Source organism: Nonomuraea sp. NPDC052129, from assembly GCF_040680095.1.
Taxonomy (GTDB): domain Bacteria; phylum Actinomycetota; class Actinomycetes; order Streptosporangiales; family Streptosporangiaceae; genus Nonomuraea.
In genome coordinates, this window is the sequence record NZ_JBFAVX010000025.1 from 99,216 (window position 1) to 111,641 (window position 12,426).

13 protein-coding genes are annotated in these 12,426 nt (G+C 67.6%); 6 read left to right on the plus strand and 7 right to left on the minus strand.

Annotation, left to right across the window (positions count from 1 at the left end; translation table 11 throughout):
* Positions 1-164: 164 nt before the first annotated feature.
* Together AB0L53_RS39980 and AB0L53_RS39985 are read left to right on the plus strand one after the other, a co-directional pair.
* On the plus strand, positions 165-995 hold the full coding sequence (locus AB0L53_RS39980; RefSeq protein ID WP_364005845.1) for a SpoIIE family protein phosphatase: 831 nt from the start codon (positions 165-167) through the stop codon (positions 993-995).
* A gap of 199 nt (positions 996-1,194) precedes the next feature.
* Positions 1,195-2,205: an ADP-ribosylglycohydrolase family protein gene (locus tag AB0L53_RS39985; RefSeq protein WP_364005848.1), complete on the plus strand. Its 1,011-nt coding sequence runs from the start codon at positions 1,195-1,197 to the stop codon at positions 2,203-2,205.
* A 150-nt stretch (positions 2,206-2,355) separates the two neighbouring features.
* On the opposite strand, the gene AB0L53_RS39990 is transcribed toward AB0L53_RS39985, so the two are convergent.
* The 3 genes from AB0L53_RS39990 to AB0L53_RS40000 form a co-directional block, all read right to left on the minus strand.
* A complete protein-coding gene (locus AB0L53_RS39990) occupies positions 2,356-3,189 on the minus strand; it encodes a maleylpyruvate isomerase family mycothiol-dependent enzyme (RefSeq protein WP_364005851.1) in 834 nt (277 codons plus the stop codon).
* A 336-nt stretch (positions 3,190-3,525) separates the two neighbouring features.
* Positions 3,526-3,951, minus strand: a complete 426-nt coding sequence (locus tag AB0L53_RS39995; RefSeq protein WP_364006053.1) for a VOC family protein — start codon at positions 3,949-3,951, stop codon at positions 3,526-3,528.
* Between the two features lie 178 nt (positions 3,952-4,129).
* On the minus strand, positions 4,130-4,339 hold the full coding sequence (locus tag AB0L53_RS40000) for a hypothetical protein (RefSeq protein WP_364005854.1): 210 nt from the start codon (positions 4,337-4,339) through the stop codon (positions 4,130-4,132).
* A 97-nt stretch (positions 4,340-4,436) separates the two neighbouring features.
* Between AB0L53_RS40000 and AB0L53_RS40005 the strand changes: the two genes are divergently transcribed.
* Together AB0L53_RS40005 and AB0L53_RS40010 are read left to right on the plus strand one after the other, a co-directional pair.
* Entirely contained in the window at positions 4,437-5,069 is a 633-nt protein-coding gene (locus tag AB0L53_RS40005) for an isochorismatase family cysteine hydrolase (protein ID WP_364005857.1), read from the plus strand.
* Positions 5,070-5,391: 322 nt separating this feature from the next.
* Entirely contained in the window at positions 5,392-5,682 is a 291-nt protein-coding gene (locus tag AB0L53_RS40010; RefSeq protein WP_364005860.1) for a hypothetical protein, read from the plus strand.
* Between the two features lie 8 nt (positions 5,683-5,690).
* Here AB0L53_RS40010 and uidA read toward each other — a convergent pair whose 3' ends face one another.
* The 4 genes from uidA to AB0L53_RS40030 form a co-directional block, all read right to left on the minus strand.
* Positions 5,691-7,478, minus strand: coding sequence for a beta-glucuronidase (gene uidA, locus AB0L53_RS40015; protein WP_364005863.1), 1,788 nt, complete (start codon positions 7,476-7,478; stop codon positions 5,691-5,693).
* Positions 7,479-7,519: 41 nt separating this feature from the next.
* Positions 7,520-8,389 (minus strand): carbohydrate ABC transporter permease, encoded by an 870-nt coding sequence (locus AB0L53_RS40020; RefSeq protein WP_364005866.1) that lies wholly within the window; start codon positions 8,387-8,389, stop codon positions 7,520-7,522.
* Between the two features lies 1 nt (position 8,390).
* Positions 8,391-9,269, minus strand: a complete 879-nt coding sequence (locus tag AB0L53_RS40025; RefSeq protein WP_364005869.1) for a sugar ABC transporter permease — start codon at positions 9,267-9,269, stop codon at positions 8,391-8,393.
* 62 nt (positions 9,270-9,331) lie between these two features.
* The gene (locus AB0L53_RS40030; protein ID WP_364005872.1) at positions 9,332-10,621 is read right to left on the minus strand and encodes a sugar ABC transporter substrate-binding protein; all 1,290 of its coding nucleotides are present in this window, start codon (positions 10,619-10,621) and stop codon (positions 9,332-9,334) included.
* Positions 10,622-10,796: 175 nt separating this feature from the next.
* Here AB0L53_RS40030 and AB0L53_RS40035 point away from each other — a divergent pair, with 175 nt between their 5' ends.
* Positions 10,797-11,417 carry a TetR/AcrR family transcriptional regulator gene (locus tag AB0L53_RS40035; protein WP_364005875.1) on the plus strand — a complete coding sequence of 207 codons (621 nt, stop codon included), beginning with the start codon at positions 10,797-10,799 and terminating at the stop codon, positions 11,415-11,417.
* Positions 11,418-11,602: 185 nt separating this feature from the next.
* Positions 11,603-12,382 carry a pectate lyase gene (locus AB0L53_RS40040; RefSeq protein WP_364005878.1) on the plus strand — a complete coding sequence of 260 codons (780 nt, stop codon included), beginning with the start codon at positions 11,603-11,605 and terminating at the stop codon, positions 12,380-12,382.
* The last annotated feature ends 44 nt before the right edge of the window (positions 12,383-12,426 follow it).

Sequence of the window (12,426 nt, forward strand, 5' to 3'; positions counted from 1 at the left end):
GATGCACCGCGTCCTACGCACCCTGAACCCCCGGCCACCGCGCCGCATGACGGCCGATCGGCCGTCAGTCATATCACCGCGCGCGAGCGTGTACTGGGGCGCGTGTCGCGATGACCGCGGCTACGGGGGCACATGTCGCGATGACCGCGACGAGAGGGGACCTCATGACCTTCATCGTGATCGCGATCCTGATCACCTGCCTGTCCGTGATGGCGATCCGTGGTCAACGAGGAACCTGGCCGCCCGGGATGCCGGTGGCACGGCCGCGATTGTCGGCGGTCGGCGGTACGTACGAGGGCTCGCACGGCCGGCCGTCCGACGCGTACGTCATCCAGGAGCGGCTGATCGCGACGGCCAGCGGCGGGCAGCTCGGCGGCCATGATGGTGGGCAGCTCGCCGGGCGGGGCGGCGGGCAGCTCGGCGACGTCTCCGCCGCCGCTGTGGCCCTGGGCGCCGTGGTCGCCGCCCGGCCCCGGTACGGCGAGGCGCGGAAGGTGGACATGAACGGCTGGGCCCAGGCGGTACACCACTCCGTGCACACCGCCGCCCAGCTCGACCCCGGCACGTCCGGCCTGGTCAACACCCTGGATCTGATCATCCTCGACGCGGCGGACAGCCCATGCCTGCGCTTCGCCCATGTCGGGAACGGCGCGATCTGGCACTGCCCGAAGAGCGCGCGGCCGCAGCCGCTCACCACGTCGCACTCCTTCGAGGACGGGTCGCCGTACTCCTTGGAGGACGGCTCGCCGCAGCGCGGGCTCGGTCTGGCGCACACCCTGTCTCCGCAGGTCGGCAGCGTGTCCCTCCGTCCTGGTGATCGCGTCGTCATCATCACGAACGGGGCGATCCGGGCGCTCGGCGCCTCGCGGATGACGGAGCTCTTCGCCGGTGGTCCGTCTCCCGCCGCGTGCCTGGACAGGGTGTTCGACGAGATGGCCGCCGTGGAGCCGAAGGACGACGCGACCGTGGTCATCGCGGACTTCGTCACCACCTGAGGGGTTTCGCGACGGCCGTGGGTGACCTCACCGGTCTGCCGGTCTGCCGATTCGCCGGTATGGCAGGTACGACCAGTCCGCCGGTACAGCCGGTCCCCCGGTACGGCCGGTCCGCCGCCTGCCGGTCGGGAAGTCAGGAGGTCGGGAAGTCAGGAGGTCGGCCGGTCGGGAGGTCGGGAGGAAGTGGCAGGATCTTCCTATGGACTTCCGGGATCGAGTTCGAGGCTGCCTGCTCGGTGGGGCGATCGGTGACGCGCTGGGGGCGCCGATCGAGTTCCAGTCGCTCAGGGAGATCCGCAAGCATCACGGCAAAGGCGGTATTCCCGGATATGTCACTGATTGGCGTGGCAAAAGCGGACTGGTCACCGATGACACGCAGATGACGCTCTTCACCGTGGAGGGCCTCACCCGCGCCGAGGCCTCGGCCGACGCCGTGGAGGCGGTACGCCAGGCGTACCAGCGCTGGCTGGACACCCAGGACCATCCCGCGCCTCCGCCGCCGGATGGTCCGCATCGTACGGGCCGGTTGCGCGAGGAGAGCTGGCTGTACTCCCGGCGGGCACCCGGCAACGCCTGCCTGTCGGGCCTGCACCGGCACTTCCCCGGGCCGGCGCCCCTCGGCGAGCCAGGCCCGGTGAACCCCGATTCCAAGGGGTGCGGAACGGTCATGCGCTCGGCCCCCTTCGGCCTGGCCGTCAGGGACCCTCGGGCCGCCTTCGAGCTGTCCGCCGCCTGCGCGCAGATCACCCACGGGCATCCGACGGGCTACCTGGCCGCCGGGGCATTCGCGGCGATCGTCGCACTCCTGGCGGCGGGGCGACCGCTGGCGCACGCCGTACAGCATGTCCTGGATCTGACGTCGGCTTACCCGCGGCACGAGGAGACGACAGGCGCGCTCCACGCCGCGATCGAGCTGGCCCGCGGCGGCGAGCACACGCCGGAGGCGGTCGAATCGCTCGGCGGGGCGTGGGTGGCCGAGGAGGCGCTGGCCATCGGGGTCTACTGCGCGCTGGTGGAGCCGTCGGTGGAACGGGCGATGCTGCTGTCGGTCAACCACTCGGGAGACAGCGACTCCACGGGCTCGGTCTGCGGCAACCTCCTGGGCGCCGTGCACGGGAGCGCCGCGTTCCCGGCCGCGTGGTCACGCCCGCTGGAGGGCCGGGAGACGATCGAGCGGCTCGCCGACGAACTGTCGACCACGTTCGGCTGATCCGTCCACAGTGCGGCAGCCCTCCTCCCAGACTCCGTCCACCATGCGGCAGCCCTCCCCAGACTCCGTCCACCATGCGACGGTCCTCCCAGACTCCGTCGGCCGTGCGGTGGTCTTGCTCTCAGGCATGGAAGTCGCTGACGGGAGCCGTCAGAGGGCGTAGTTGCGCAGGACGGCGAGCGCCTTGGCGCCGTACGGGCCCGTCGCTTTCAGCATCGAGTCGGCGGGGGCCAGGCGGTGGGCGCCGACGCGGCAGAAGTCGGCGGCGGGGCCCGTGACGGTGGAGGCGGCGGCGGGGTCGCCGAAGCGCCAGAGCTCGCCGTCCGGTGAGGTCAGCTCACAGTAGACGGGCCCGCCCTCGACGCCCGCGACGTCGAAGGCGTACGGCAGGGTGCGGTGGCCGAGCCAGGCGATGTGGCGCAGGCGCGCGGTGTCGGGGTAGGGGATGCCGAGGGGCGCGGTGATGTCGTAGGCATGAGCCCAGTGTTCGGCCAGCCGGGTGGTGGCCAGGGTCGCCGGGGACAGCGGGATGGCCACCCAGGACAGCCGGGTGCCCTTGGGCTGGGCGCGTAGCGCGGCGGGGGTGGCGAAGGCGGCCCCGCGCCAGCGGGCCAGGAGATCGGCGGGGGCGATGTCCCGCTGGGCGGCCACCATGGCGTCCGCCGCCGCGTCCACCCCCCTGCCGGACTCGCCTCCGCCAGACTCGCCTCTGCCGGACTCGCCTCTGCCAGACGCCCGGCCGGACGGGCCACCGGGCTCCCGACCGGGCCCGCCGTCTACGGTGGGCCCGCGCCTGATCGTGACGTCCTCGCCCGCGAGCGAGGCGGCGGCGAGTTCCTCGGTCTGGGCCAGGTGGAGGACCACGTCGGAGACGGTCCAGCCCTCGGCGGCCGAGGGCTGGGACCACTCGGCGGGGGTGAGACCGGCGAGGACGGCGTCCAACTGCTCGTACTCGGCCTTGAGGTCGTCGAATATGTCCGTCATAGGCAACAACACTACCGAACAATGTTCTGTCATGGGCGAAAGGCGCCGGCGGCCCGTCGTGCATCAGGTGGATGATCGATTCGTGGCGGAAGTGCCAAGGATGGCGATCGTCGCCGTGGGCCCGTCGGGACGCTCGGAACGGCTCGACAGGCTGGTTCGGGCAGGGCATTGAGGCGAGTTGCCGCTCCCGGGAAGGCGAGCGATCTCAGAAGCAGGTGGGAGGCCGGACAGGGTCCTGAGGCATTCTTGAGTAAGCGCTCCCGCAATGGAGCGAACCTCCAGGGCTTCGCCCTCGCGCCGATCAGGGTTCAACCGCCGTCCCGCGGCGGGCTCGTGTCAACCGATCTGTTCGGCCAAGGCGACGATGATGCCCGCTGGGCCGCGGAGGTAGCAGAGCCGGAGGATGCTCTCGTACCGCACCACCTCGCCGAGGAGTTCGGCGCCGTGGGCGCGCAGGCGGGCGACGGTGTCGTCGATGTCGTCGACGGCGAACATGACGCGATGCAGGCCCAGCGTGTTGGGCGGCGGGTTCTCCGGCTCGGCGCCGACCGCCAGGGGGTTGTGGTACTTCGTCAGTTCCAGCTTGCTGTGGCCGTCCGGGGTCCGCATCATCGCGATGTCGCTCCGGACTCCGTCGAGTCCGACGGTGCGGTCCGCCCAAAGGCCTTCGATCTGCGCCTTACCTTCCAGCTCCATGCCGAGCTCAGTGAAGAACGCGACAGCCGCGTCCAGGTCGTCGACGACGATGGCGACATTGTCCATCCGCTGAATGGTCATGTCTCCGAGCATAAACAGCGGTGAGCCGCCGGTTCGACGCGCCGGACCGGCGGCGCACCGCTGGTGGGGATCCGGAGGCTGGGCGGGAGGTCCCAGGGTTTCCGGCATTTCCCAGGCCGTCAGATGCCGATCATGGTCAGCTTTCCTCCCGCGCACTGGTTGATCAGCCCGACGAGGCTCGCCGGTTCAGCTCGGGGAGGTCCTGTAGGAGGGCGATCACCGGCTCCGGTACGGCCGTCGCGGCCTCCGGCGTGATGGCATCGTCGTCGCTGAGATCAAGCCCGATGACGATCTCCGTGAGGGCCTTGGCAAGGGTACGTTCGAGCGCGGTCGTGGTGGGCCCAGGAGAACTGGCCCGCGCCGTCGCCGCCAAGGAGAAGACCTTGCCAAGGCTTTGACCGCGCTGCCCAGCTCAGGCCGTGACCTGGGTACGTCCACGGGCACAAGCGGCATGACAAGGAGTCCGCGCAATGATGACTGGCACGTCCTATGAGATCAGCCGGACCGGCATCCTCCTGGTAGATCCCTACAACGACTTCCTGTCCGAGGGCGGCAAGACCTGGCCCCGGCTGAAGGAGGTCGCCGAGAGCGTGGGGCTCCTCGACCATCTCCGCGCGGTGGTCACGGCGGCCCGGGACGCGGGGATCCGGGTGTTCATCGTCCCGCACAGGCGGTGGGAGCCCGGCGACTACGACGACTGGGAGCACCCGAACCACACCCAGCGCGGGATCCAGGAACGCCATACGTTCGCCAAAGGCACCTGGGGCGGCGAGTTCCACCCCGATTTCGTCCCGCAGGACAACGACATCGTCATCAAAGAGCACTGGGCACAGAGCGGCTTCGCCAACACCGACCTCGACCTGCTGCTCCGACAGCACGGCATCAGCCACGTCGTCCTCATCGGCCTGATCGCCAACACCTGCCTCGAATCGACCGGCAGGTACGCCATGGAGCTCGGATACCACGTGACCTTGGTCCGGGACGCGACCGCGGCCTTCTCAGCGGAGATGCTCCGTGCGGCTCACGAGCTGAACGGGCCCACCTACGCCCACGCCATCGTGACGACGGACGACCTCCTCACGGCCATCCACTCCGCTCGATGAAGCCCCGGTCCGGCCACCCTGACCGACTCCCGATCCAGCCGTGCCGGCGAGGCACGACAGCGCTCCCCCAGTTGCTCTAGCGGCATATCGACAATTCAGGCGAGCATCGGCACCGACCTGTTCTCGGACATCGTGCTTCGGTGGCTGATACCCGAGGAATCCGAGCAGGCCCGGTTCCGATGAGGTCGTCAAGCAGTCTGTGATCTTGACTATCTTGACCGCGGTGATCGTATTCCGAGGTCGGCGCCGGGGTACTCCTCCTGCCACCGGGCCGACCACCAACTTGGCGCTCCGCGACGTCGACACACTTCGGAGGCTCAGCATGCCCGGCGACTTCCTCCAAGAGGTACGTATCTACAAGTGCGGCAGCACCTCGGACGGAGGTGCGATCATGTGCTCGGAAATAGGATGGGCCAAGGTTCCTTTCACGATCATGTCCGCGGAATCAGACAATGGGGCGAACCTGGGGTGGCAGGAGGTCGGCCACACCGATATTCACATTCCGCTGAAGAAACTCGTCTCGGTGATGAAACAACACGGCATAGACGTGCGCTATGACGAAGAGGAATTGGCGCGCCGAATCGGCCAGGCACCCGAGGCCGTTGACTATTAGGGCCGGGTTCACTCTTCTTTGCGCCAGCGGGCGCGCAGGTGGAAGGCGGCGGTCTTGGGGCGGCGGTCGCGCGTGAAAACGCCCTTCTTGTTGCCGTCGACGCGGAAGACGCCCGGCGTCGTGGCGAAGTCGGCGAAGTTCCACACCTGCTCGCCCACCACCGCGTCGACCCGGTCGAAGACCCGGTGATACACGTCGAGCAGCTCCGCCTGATACTCCTCGGTCCACGGGTTGGGCACGACGCTGCGCAGGCCGGGGTAGGTGTCGGCGCCGTACTCGGTGATGACGATGGGCTTGTCGTGCAGCGCCGCCCATTGCCGCAGTTCGGTCTCCAGCGCGGTCTCGGCCGCTTCCAGATCGCCGGGACCGAAATACCAGCCGTAGTAACGGTTGAGCAGGACCACGTCGAACAGGTCGGTGACCACGCACTGGTCCGGCGGCGCGAGCAGCGCGTTGACGTAGGCCACGGGCCGGGTCGGGTCGAGGCGGCGGGTTTCCGCGGCGAGCGGGGCGAAGTAGCCGCGCGCTTCGGGTTGGACGTGGTCGGGTTCGTTGGCCACGGACCACAACACGACGCTGGGACGGTTCTTGTCGCGCGCCACCAGTTCCTGGAGCGCCCGCAGGTGGACCCGCTGAGTCTCGTCGCTGACCGCGTCCGGGGAGAAGGTGAGCACCCGTTCGCCGGAGCTGAAGACGCCGCCGCCGATGTTGCGGTTGAGCCCGACGGCCGCCGTCTCGTTGATGACGACGATGCCGTGCCGGTCGGCGTAGTCGAGAACCTCCTCCGCGTACGGGTAGTGCGAGGTGCGGAAGGAGTTCGCGCCGATCCACTCCATCAGCGCGAAGTCATGCACCATCAGCACGTCGTCGTGCCCCTTGCCGCGCACCGCCGCGTCCTCGTGCTTGCCGAACCCCTTGAAGTAGAAGGGGGTTCCGTTGATCAGGAACTGCTTCCCGCGTACCTCCACCGTGCGTACGCCCACCGGCTGGCGGTAGCTGTCGGTGACCTCACCGGACGCGCTGAGCAGCGTGGCCTCGAGTTCGTACAGGTAGCCGTCGCCAGGTGCCCAAGGATGTACGTCGGGCACGCGCAGGGTGCCGACCGCGCCCGTGGCGGCGGCCACCTCGGCACCCGAGGCATCGCGCAGCGACACGCGGATCGAGTCCGTCTCCCCGGTGCTGTCCGCCCGGTAGCCGATGACGCCGGTGGTGTCGTCGAAGGCCGTGGTGACGGTGATGTCGCTGATGTGCTCCGGGGGTGTGGTGTAGAGCCAGACCGGCCGGTGCAGGCCCGCGTAATTGAAGAAGTCGTGGAAGTATCGCTGTACCCGGCGGCCGTCGGGACGTTCCTCGATCGTGCCCGGCGGGATCGTCGCCCAGCTCAGTTCGTTGTTGACCACGACGGTGAGGCGGTTCTCGGCTCCCGGCCGCAGGTGTGCGGTCACGTCCGCTTCGAACGGGGTGTAGCCGCCTTCGTGGGTGACGACCTCGGTGTCATTGACCCAGGCGGTCGCGCGGTGGGTGGCGGCGTCGAACCGCAGGACTATGCGCTGTCCTGTCCACTGGGCCGGTATCCATACGTTCGTCTGGTACCAGGCGTCGCCGACGTGGTCCCGGACTGCTACGTCGGGATAGATGTCGTTGTAGCTGGCCGGTACCGGGATGTCCACGGCTTCCGCGAGGGGCGAGCGCCACCAGCCTTCGGCGCGGCCTGCTCCCTCTGCGTCCAGCCGGAACCTCCACAAGCCGGCCAGGGAGCGGCGTTCGCGGGTGGGGCCGTCCTGCGGGCGAAGCATGGTCGGTGCTCCTTTTCTCCGCGCGGTGATTCACGCGGTGGTTATTTGATGCCGGTGTTGGCGATGCCCTGAACGAACTGCCTTTGGAGGAACAGAAAGAGCACCAGGATCGGGGTGACGACGGTGACCGCACCGGCGAGCAGCAGCCCGTAGTTGGTGCCGTTGGCGCCCACCGAGAACAGGGCGAGCGCTACAGGCAGCGTGTAATGATCTTCGGTCTGCGCGATCACCAGCGGCCACAGGAAGTTGTTCCACTGGGCGAGGAAGGTCAGGATCGCCAGCGTGGCCAGAGCGGGACGGCAGAGCGGGACGATCACCCGGAGAAAGATGCGTGTTTCCCCGGCACCGTCGAGCCGGGCCGCTTCGACCAGCGAATCTGGAATGTCCTGGATGAACTGGCGCATGAGAAACACGCCGAGCGGTGTCACGAGGAAGGGCAGAATCAATCCCAGGTAGGAATTGCTCAGTCCCATGTTGCTGACGAGGACGAAGAGCGGCACGAAAGTCGTGGTTCCGGGGATGATCAGCATCGTGAGGACGAGGCCGAACAGCAGCCGCTTTCCGGCGAACTCCATCTTCGCGAAGGCGTACCCCGCCATGGAGCAGAAGAGCAGATTGCCCATGACACATACCGCGGCGACCAGCGCGCTGTTGAAGAAGTACAGGCCGAAACTCTGCTTCGACAGCAGCAGTTCGAAGTTGTCCAGCGTCGGAGAGCGGGGAAGCCAGGAGCTCGGATAGGCGACGATTTCCCCGGTCGGTTTGACCGATCCCAGGAACATCCACGCGAACGGTGCCAGCGTCGCGATCAGGCCGATGACGAGGGCGCCGTAGAGCATGATGCGGGCAGGTCGGATGCGTACGCCGATGCCGGACGTGGCCGCACCGGTGCTCGCGCTCGCAGTGGTCATATCACGCCTTCGCTCGGAAGATACGGAACTGCAGGAGGCTGAGCAGCGCGATCGCGGCCACCAGCACGTACGAGGCGGCGGCGGCCGTGCCATAGTTGCCGAAGCCGAATTGCTCGAAGGCGTAGTAACTGATCGACGTGGTGCTGTCCAGCGGGCCACCACTCGTCATCACGAACGGCTCCTCGAAGAACTGCAGGTAACCGATGCTCAGCAGCACGGCGACCACCAGCGTGACCGGTCTGAGCAGTGGCAGGGTGACGCTGCGGAAAGTGCGCCAGCGGGTGGCACCGTCAATGTGGGCCGCCTCCCGCAGTTCCTCGGGAATGGACTGCAGTCCGGCCAGGAAGATCACCATCGGGATGCCGAAGTGGCGCCAGACCGCCATGAGGATGAGCGCGGGCATGGCCCAGTTCGGGTCGTTCAACCAGTCCGGGCCGTGGATTCCCACGACGGCGAGGGCGGAGTTGATCATTCCGTCCTCCTCGTAGAGGTATCTCCACACCACCGCTATCGCCACGATGCTGGTCACCACGGGCGCGAAATACGCGACCCTGAAGAGTCCCTTCGCCCGCTGGATCCCGTAATTGAGCGCGACGGCGAGACCCAAGGCGATGACCATCGTCAGCGGGATTCCCGCGACGACGAAGTAGACCGTATTAAGAGCTGCCCGGAGAAAAATCGGGTCCCCGAAGAGGCTGGTGTAGTTCTCAACGCCCACGAAGTTGACGCTGAAGGGTGCCCGTACGTCCCGGTTCGTGATGTCCGTGACGCTCATCGACAACGAGGAGAGCACCGGCCATAGGCCGAAGGTGGCGAAGAGTGCGATGAAGGGCGCGCAGAAGGCCCACGCGACCAGGGTGCGCCGGGAATGTCCAGACATAGCCTGCGGTGGCCTGGCAGCCCGGCCCGACGAGGAGCGCATGGTGGCAGGAGAGGCCATCTCTACGCCCCGGTTCCGATCGCCGACGCCTTTTTCTGGATCTCCTGCAAGGCCGCCTGCGGCGAGGAGACGCCCTTGGCCACCTTTTCGAACTCGGCGTCCAGTACCGCGGTGACCTGCCGCCACGTCGTGGTGGTCGGTCCGGGCTGTGCCGTCTTCAGCTGCGTGCGGAACACGGCCAACGTCGCATCGGTCGCGAGCTTGCCCTCGTTCCAGGCCGACTCGACGGCGGGAAGGTCTCCGGACAGGTCGTACCAGGTCTTCTGGGCGTCAGGACCGGCCATCCACCGGATGAACTTCCAAGCGCCCTCCCGGTTCTTGGCGTCCCTGAACACCGCCCACTGTCCGCCGCCGATGTAGCTGGCGTTGGACTTCGGCCCGGAGGGGAGCGGGGTGATGCCGACCTTGTCGTCGACGAACGACGCGCCTCCGGCGGATTTCAGCAGGCTCCCTTCCCAGGGGCCGGCGATGAGCGCGGCAGTGGACCCGGCGACGAACTGCGGCTCGATCTCGCCCAGGCTCACCGGGCCGTTCGGGCTGGTGATCTTCGAGCTGATGAACGATCGGTAGAACTCAAGCCCCTTGAGCGCCTCCGGCGTGTCGAAGGCGAACTTGGTGCCGTCCTCGCTCATGATCTGGGCGCCGGCCTGCCACATGAACGGCACGACGCCCTGCCAGGTCGCCGTGGCACCGGTGGGCAGGGACAACCCCCACTTGGCGCCTTGCTTCTGAAGGGCCTGGAGGAACGGGCCGTACTCCTCCCAGGTCTTGGGTGCGGAGACCCCGGCGGCCTTGGCCATGTCCTTGCGGTAGAACAGGGAGCGCGTTTCCACGTACCAGGGGACGCCGTACTCGGCGCCCTCGAAGAGGGTGCTCTGGACGGCGCCGCGGTAGAAGGAGTCGTAGTCGACGAGCTTGGATGGGACCTTCTCCAGCCCGCCCGTGGACGCGAACGCCGCGAGGTCCACCGCCCCCACCATGGTGGCGTCCGGAGTGTCTCCTGAGGCGATGGCGGTCTGTACCTTCTTGGCGTAGTCCTGCCAGGGAACCGCCGTCACCTGCACTTTCGCGCCGGGGTTCGCCTTGCTGAACTCGGCGGCGAGCTTGGGCAGGAGTTCGCCCTCCGTTCCCATCGCCCATACGGTGATGGCGCCGTCGGCAGGCTTGGCGTCAATCGGGGCGGCCGCCGCGGACTGCTCCGCCGGGCGGGCGTCGGACCGACCGCAGCCGGTCAGGAGCAGTGCGACGGTCAGGCCGCCGACGAGTGACTTCGCACTGGTTGAGCTGAGCATTGGCGAGATGAACATTTGTGGGTCCCGGTCCTCTCCACCCGAGGGAAGCTCCACCGCTTCCTCCGCAAGTCGTGGCGTGGGTGAGCGAGACGTTATCCCAAAAACCGAACAGTTGCCATAATTTCGTTGGCCGAATTCCCCCTGCAACGGACGCAGGGCCCATAGGGTTGATCGCATGACCGAAGAGACGGCGAGCCGACCCGGCACGCGGCGGGGCCCCTATGCCAAGAGCGCGCGCCGCCAGGCCGAGATCGTCGCCTCCGCGACCTCCGTCTTCTCCGCCCGCGGCTACCGAGGCGGGTCACTGCGGGAGATCGCGAAGCAGCTGGACCTCAGCCTGACCAGCGTCGTCCATCACTTCCCCAGCAAGAGCGCGCTTCTCGTGGCCGTACTCGAGAACGCCGATTCCGCGCACGCCGGCTCCTTCACGGCGGACTGCCGGGAGCAGGGTGTGGCGTACGCCGTGCTGCAGTACGTTCACCGAAACCTCGAACGCCCCGAGATGCTGAGGCTGCTCGCCCTCATGGCCGCGGAGTCGTCGGCTGCGGACCATCCGGCGCATGAGTGGTTTCGCGACAGGTACGACAGATTGATCGAGACGCTGGCGATCGCCATCCGGCGCGACCAGGACGCGGGCCGCGTTTCCAACAGCCGGGCCCCCGAGAGCATCGCCGAGTCCCTGGTGGCCCTGTGGGACGGACTTCAACTCCAGTGGCTCATCAACCCGCACCGGGACCTGGTCACGGCGATGACGTCCTCGCTGGCGGACCTACTGGAACCACAGCGGGAGAACTGAAAGTTTCACTCCCAGCAAACGGCCTTGTCATGCCCTGGCCAGCCACGACGCCTTCCCACCGGACGCCGGAGATCACGTCTTCGTTGACGACCGGAAAGCGCTTTCCTACATTGACGGTCATTCACTCACCTGTCTTTCGTTCACATACGTGTACGACAGGCGAAGGCATCCGCAGGGAGGCAATCGTGAGAAAGACGATCCCGGCCCGGATAGTGGCGATAGTGGCCGCCGCGCTGGCCTTGGCCGGCGGCATCGCCAGCGGGCCGTCGGCATCCGCCGCGGCCTGGCCGACGCCGAGCGGCCAGCAGGCCGTCGGTGCGACGATCAACGTATCCGGCACGGTCGACGGCAAGATGATCCGCTACTACGGCACCGGGGACCTGGGCAGCGGCGGACAGGACGAAGGCCAGAGCCCGATCTTCAAGCTCGCCAACGGCGCGGTGCTGAAGAACGTCATCCTCGGCTCCCCCGCGGCCGACGGCATCCACTGCACGGGCACCTGCACCCTCCAGAACGTCTGGTGGGAGGACGTCGGCGAGGACGCCGCCACCTTCAAGGGCACCTCGTCGTCCCAGACGATGACGATCGACGGCGGTGGCGCCAAGGCGGCCAGCGACAAGGTCTTCCAGCACAACGGCCCCGGCACCATGTACATCAGGAACTTCCAGGTGACGAACTTCGGCAAGCTCTACCGCTCCTGCGGAAACTGCTCCAAGCAGTACGCGCGCCACGTCGTCATCTCCAACGTCACCGCCACGTACTCGGGCAAGACGCTGGCCGGCATCAACACCAACTACGGCGACACCGCCAGGTTCTCCGGCATCACGATCGTCGGCGACTCCGGCAAGAAGATCGTGATCTGCGAGAAGTACAAGGGCGTGACCAGCGGCGAACCCACCAAGATCGGCAGCGGCGCCGACGGCGTCAACTGCCTCTACTCCAGCTCGGACATCACCTACCGGTAGGCGAAGATCGAACATGACCGGCGCCGGTCGGATCTCCATCTGAC